The 5,056-nt window shown below is 69.0% G+C and carries 5 protein-coding genes and 1 tRNA gene; 5 read left to right on the forward strand and 1 reads right to left on the reverse strand.

Annotated features, from left to right (window positions below; all coding sequences use genetic code 11):
• Nucleotides 1-162 precede the first annotated feature (162 nt).
• The 3 genes from ABNT58_RS28000 (at nucleotide 163) to miaB (ending at nucleotide 2,131) form a co-directional block, all read left to right on the forward strand.
• A tRNA-Met gene (locus ABNT58_RS28000) sits at nucleotides 163-239 on the forward strand.
• Nucleotides 240-401: 162 nt separating this feature from the next.
• Nucleotides 402-785, forward strand: coding sequence for a hypothetical protein (locus ABNT58_RS28005; protein WP_348756651.1), 384 nt, complete (start codon nucleotides 402-404; stop codon nucleotides 783-785).
• Entirely contained in the window at nucleotides 782-2,131 is a 1,350-nt protein-coding gene (gene miaB / locus ABNT58_RS28010; protein WP_348756652.1) for a tRNA (N6-isopentenyl adenosine(37)-C2)-methylthiotransferase MiaB, read from the forward strand. Before ABNT58_RS28005 ends, miaB begins: the two co-directional genes overlap by 4 nt.
• A 26-nt stretch (nucleotides 2,132-2,157) precedes the next feature.
• Here miaB and ABNT58_RS28015 read toward each other — a convergent pair whose 3' ends face one another.
• A complete protein-coding gene (locus ABNT58_RS28015; RefSeq protein WP_348756653.1) occupies nucleotides 2,158-2,439 on the reverse strand; it encodes a hypothetical protein in 282 nt (93 codons plus the stop codon).
• A gap of 78 nt (nucleotides 2,440-2,517) precedes the next feature.
• Here ABNT58_RS28015 and hemA point away from each other — a divergent pair, with 78 nt between their 5' ends.
• The gene (hemA, locus tag ABNT58_RS28020) at nucleotides 2,518-3,819 is read left to right on the forward strand and encodes a glutamyl-tRNA reductase (protein WP_348756654.1); all 1,302 of its coding nucleotides are present in this window, start codon (nucleotides 2,518-2,520) and stop codon (nucleotides 3,817-3,819) included.
• A gap of 141 nt (nucleotides 3,820-3,960) precedes the next feature.
• Entirely contained in the window at nucleotides 3,961-5,055 is a 1,095-nt protein-coding gene (prfA, locus tag ABNT58_RS28025) for a peptide chain release factor 1 (protein WP_348756655.1), read from the forward strand.
• Nucleotide 5,056: the final 1 nt, after the last annotated feature.

Here is a 5,056-nt window from a genome sequence, read left to right on the forward strand (position 1 = left end):
CGGGCGTGGCCAGGGGCGCGGGCCGCAGCGTGCGCAGGTCGACCGCGGGCGGCCCCGGCGGTGGCGGGGGCGGCTTCTTCTTGAAAAAACTGAACATGCGCAGATTGTCGCGCGTGACGCTGGACACGCCACAAAATTTGTCGCTATACTGCGAGGCTCTAAGGCGCTTTAGCTCAGCCGGTTAGAGCGACGGAATCATAATCCGCAGGTCCGGGGTTCGAATCCCTGAAGCGCCACCAAACCCAGGAAGCCCGCTACCGCAAGGTCAGCGGGCTTTCTTCTTTCTGCGGCTGCTTCCAGCAGGCAGCGACCGACGCATCGGAACGTTCGCTCCTGCGATAATCCCCGGCTTCCCGCACGGCGCGCATCCCGCCCGCCGGCACAGCCCCTGGATCCACACCATGACCCGCTGTGTTGCCGTCGGCCTGCTGGCCGCGGCCCTGGCACTGCCTGCCTTCGGCCAGGCGGTGCAGCGCAAGTTTCCCGCCAATGCCCTGCGCGGCGAGCTGCAGATCACGCAACCGCCCGAGGCGCTGCTCAATGGCCAGCCGGCCACGCTGGCGCCGGGCGCGCGCATCCGCGGCGACAACAACATGATCCAGCTCTCGGGCAGCCTGGCCGGGCCCAAGTACGTCGTGAACTACACCCGCGACGGCCTGGGCATGGTCAAGGACGTGTGGATCCTCACCCCCGAAGAACGGGCGATGAAGCCCTGGCCGGTGAACGAGCAGCAGCTTGCCACCTGGCTCTTCAACCCCGACGCGAAAACCTGGACCAAGCCATGACCAACAGCACCACCGCCACCAAGAAGAAGGTGTTCATCCGCACCTTCGGCTGCCAGATGAACGAGTACGACTCGGACAAGATGGCCGACGTGCTGCAGGCCGCCAAGGGCTACGAGCCCACGCAGGACGTGGAAGAGGCCGACCTGATCCTCTTTAATACCTGCTCCATCCGCGAGAAGGCGCAGGAAAAGGTGTTCAGCGACCTCGGTCGCGTCAAGCACCTCAAGAGCAAGGGCGTGCTGATCGGCGTCGGCGGCTGCGTGGCCAGCCAGGAAGGCGCGGCCATCATCGAACGCGCGCCCTACGTGGACATGGTGTTCGGCCCGCAGACGCTGCACCGCCTGCCGCAGATGATCGAGGCCCGCACCCGCGAGCGCCGGCCGCAGGTGGACATCAGCTTCCCCGAGATCGAGAAGTTCGACCACCTGCCGCCCGCCCGCACCGAAGGCGCCACCGCCTTCGTCTCCATCATGGAAGGCTGCTCCAAGTACTGCAGCTACTGCGTGGTGCCCTACACCCGCGGCGAAGAGGTGAGCCGCCCCTTCGACGACGTGCTGACTGAAGTGGCCGAGCTGGCGGCGCAAGGCGTCAAGGAAGTGACGCTGCTGGGCCAGAACGTCAATGCCTACCGCGGCCGCATGGGCGAGACGGCCGAGATCGCCGACTTTGCGATGCTGATCGAGTACGTGGCCGAGATGCCCGGCATCGAGCGCATCCGCTACACCACCAGCCACCCCAACGAGTTCACGCAGCGGCTGATCGACGTGTATGCGCGCGTGCCCCAGCTGGTGAACCACCTGCACCTGCCGGTGCAGCACGGCAGCGACCGCATCCTGGGCGCGATGAAGCGGGGCTACACGGTGCTGGAATACAAGAGCACCCTCCGCAAGCTGCGCGCGATCCGGCCCGACATCAGCCTGTCGACCGACTTCATCGTGGGCTTTCCGGGCGAGACGGACGAAGACCACGCCAAGACGATGAAGCTGGTGGAAGACATCGGCTACGACGCCTCGTTCAGCTTCATCTTCAGTGCCCGCCCGGGCACGCCGGCCGCGGCCCTGCACGACGACACGCCGCATGCGGTGAAGCTGCAGCGCCTGCAGCAACTGCAGGCCGCGCTGGAAGCCAACGTGCGCCGCATCAGCGACAGCCGCGTGGGCACGGTGCAGCGCATCCTGGTGGAAGGGCCTTCGCGCCGCGACGCCAGCGAGCTGATGGGCCGCACCGAGTGCAACCGCATCGTCAACTTCGCCGGCCCGGCGCGGCTGGCCGGGCAGCTGATCGACGTGCGCATCACCGAGGCTTACCCGCACTCGCTGCGGGCCGAGGTGGTGACGGCGGGCTGAAAACCCGCGCCGGGTGCGCCAACCGTCTAGCGGTTTTGCTTCAGAAACCCCGCCCACCACAGCGCCAGCGCACACGCCACCACCATCGTGCCGTAGGTCACCATGCGGCCGTCCTGCCCCAGCAGCAGCAGGCCGCCCAGCAGCACCGCGGCCCCGGCGGCAAAGGCCCACAAGGCCAGGCGCAGGTAGCTCACCCGCCCCAGCTCGCGCCGCCACAGCAGCTTGGCGGCGCCCGCGGCGATCAGGCCCACGCCCAGGGCGGGCGCAAACAGGTTCATCACTTGCCAGAAGGCGTCGAGAAAGTCCATCGGCAGTGGCAGAAGGCGTGGGGGGCTTGACGCAGCGCAAGCGCGCTGCGCGAACGGCAATTTTATAATCCGGTACCTATGAGTGTGTTTGCCCTCGGCCTGAACCACAACACCGCGCCGCTGGACCTGCGCGGCCGGTTTGCGTTCACGCCGGAGCAGCTGCCGCCGGCCCTGCGCGGCTTCCGCGAACGCGTGCAGCGCAGCGGCGCCGAAGCCGCGCTGCTGTCCACCTGCAACCGCACCGAGCTGTACGTGGCCGCCGAGCCCACCGGCGTGCGCGAGCTGGTGCGCCCCGCCATCGACTGGCTGGCCGCCCAAGGCGGCGTCAGCGGCGCCGACCTGATGTCGCACACCTATGTGGAAGAGCACCGCGCCGCCGCGCGCCATGCCTTCCGCGTGGCCTCGGGGCTCGATTCCATGGTGCTGGGCGAGCCGCAGATCCTCGGCCAGATGAAGCAGGCCGTGCGCGAGGCCGATGCGGCGGGCACCCTGGGCACCACGCTGCACCAGCTGTTCCAGCGCTCCTTCTCGGTGGCCAAGGAAGTGCGCAGCTCCACCGAGATCGGCTCGCACTCCATCAGCATGGCGGCCGCCTCGGTGCGGCTGGCGGCCCAGCTGTTCGAAGATCTGAAAGACATCCGCGTGCTGTTCGTCGGCGCCGGCGAGATGATCGAGCTGGTCGCCACGCACTTTGCGGCCCGCACGCCCAAGGCCATGGCCCTGGCCAACCGCACGCTCGAGCGTGGCGAAAAGCTGGCCTCGCGCTTCGGCGCCCAGGCCCTGCGCCTGGCCGACCTGCCCCAGTGCCTGCACGAGTACGACGCGGTGATTTCGTGCACCGCCAGCTCGCTGCCCATCATCGGCCTGGGCGCGGTGGAGCGGGCACTGAAGCAACGCAAGCACCGCCCGATGTTCATGGTCGACCTGGCCGTGCCGCGCGACATTGAGCCCGAAGTGGCGCGGCTGGACGATGTGTACCTGTACACCGTGGACGACCTCAGCACCCTGGTGCAGTCGGCCGGCGAAAAGCGCCAGGCCGCGGTGCAGCAGGCCGAGGTGATCATCGACGCCGGGGTGCAGAGCTTTGCCCACTGGCTCGACCAGCGCGCCAGCGTGCCGCTGATCCAGGCGCTGAACCGCCAGGCCGACGACTGGCGCGCCGCCGAGCTGGCCCGCGCCCGCAAGCTGCTGGCCCGCGGCGAAGACGTGGACGCGGTGCTGGAAGCGCTGTCGCGCGGGCTCACCCAGAAGATGCTGCACGGCGCCCTGGCCGAGCTGCATGCGTCGGACACCGACCAGCGCGAACATACCGCGCAAACCATCTCGCGCCTTTTCCTGCGGCACAGCAGCCGCACGCCCGGCAGCAGCGGCGGCCGTTAGCGGCGCTCACCGCACCGCGCCGGCATGGCGGGTCCGCTGCCAGCGGCCACCGCCGCAGCACCGGCTCGCAGGCTCGACCTGCATCCCGCCGCTCCTTCTGTCCCCGCCTGCATGCAGGCCGCCGTATTCCCTCCCCCGCCCATGAAAGACGCCCTGCGCTACTCGCTCGACCGACTCGTGATGCGACTGTCCGAGCTGGATGCCAACCTGGCCGACCCGCAGGTGGCCGCCGACATGAAGCGCTACCGCGCCCTCTCGCGCGAGCAGGCCGAAGTGGCCGGCGTGGTCGGCCGCTTCCAGCAGTACCAGCAGCGCGAGCGCGACCTGGCCGCCGCTCAGGAGATGCTGGCCGACGCCGAGATGGCCGAGATGGCCCGCGAAGAGATCACCGGTGCCCAGGCCGACCTGCAGCGCCTGCTGACCGAACTGCAGACCGCCCTGCTGCCCCGCGACCCCGACGACGCACGCAATGCGTTCCTGGAAATCCGCGCCGGCACCGGCGGCGACGAATCGGCGCTGTTCGCCGGCGACTTGGCCCGCATGTACCTGCGCTGGTGCGAACGCCAGGGCCTGCGCACCGAGCTGATGAGCGAAAGCGAGTCCGAACTGGGCGGCTACAAGGAAGTGGTGATCCGCGTGGAAGGCGAGCGGGTGTACGAACGCCTGAAGTTCGAGTCGGGCGGCCACCGCGTGCAACGGGTGCCGGTGACCGAGAGCCAGGGCCGCATCCACACCAGCGCCTGCACGGTGGCGGTGATGCCCGAGCCCGACGAGGCCGAAGAGGTGCAGCTCAACCCGGCCGACCTGCGGATCGACACCTTCCGCGCCAGCGGCGCCGGTGGCCAGCACATCAACAAGACCGACAGCGCCATCCGCATCACCCACCTGCCCACCGGCCTGGTGGCCGAATGCCAGGACGACCGCTCGCAGCATCGCAACAAGGCCAAGGCCATGGCGGTGCTGGCCGCCCGCCTGCGCGACAAGGAGCAGGGCGAGCGCGCCGCCAAGGAAGCGGCCACCCGCAAGAGCCTGGTGGGCACCGGCGATCGGTCCGATCGCATCCGCACCTACAACTTTCCGCAGGGCCGCATCACCGACCACCGCATCAACCTGACGCTGTACAAGCTAGGCGCGGTGATGGACGGCGACCTGGACGACGTGATCGCCGCGCTGCAGGCCGCACAGGCCGCCGAACAGCTGGCTGCGCTGGAAAGCGGCCAGGCCGGCCATGGCTGAG

Origin of the sequence: uncultured Aquincola sp. (genome assembly GCF_964001545.1) — a bacterium.
In the GTDB taxonomy this organism is placed as follows: Bacteria; Pseudomonadota; Gammaproteobacteria; order Burkholderiales; family Burkholderiaceae_C; genus Aquincola.

Bases quoted from the DNA above. Each gene is read 5' to 3' on its own strand.
- ABNT58_RS28005 (WP_348756651.1), top strand. From the start codon at position 402: ATGACCCGCTGTGTTGCCGTCGGCCTGCTGGCCGCGGCCCTGGCACTG.
- miaB (WP_348756652.1), top strand. From the start codon at position 782: ATGACCAACAGCACCACCGCCACCAAGAAGAAGGTGTTCATCCGCACC.
- ABNT58_RS28015 (WP_348756653.1), bottom strand. From the start codon at position 2,439: ATGGACTTTCTCGACGCCTTCTGGCAAGTGATGAACCTGTTTGCGCCC.
- hemA (WP_348756654.1), top strand. From the start codon at position 2,518: ATGAGTGTGTTTGCCCTCGGCCTGAACCACAACACCGCGCCGCTGGAC.
- prfA (WP_348756655.1), top strand. From the start codon at position 3,961: ATGAAAGACGCCCTGCGCTACTCGCTCGACCGACTCGTGATGCGACTG.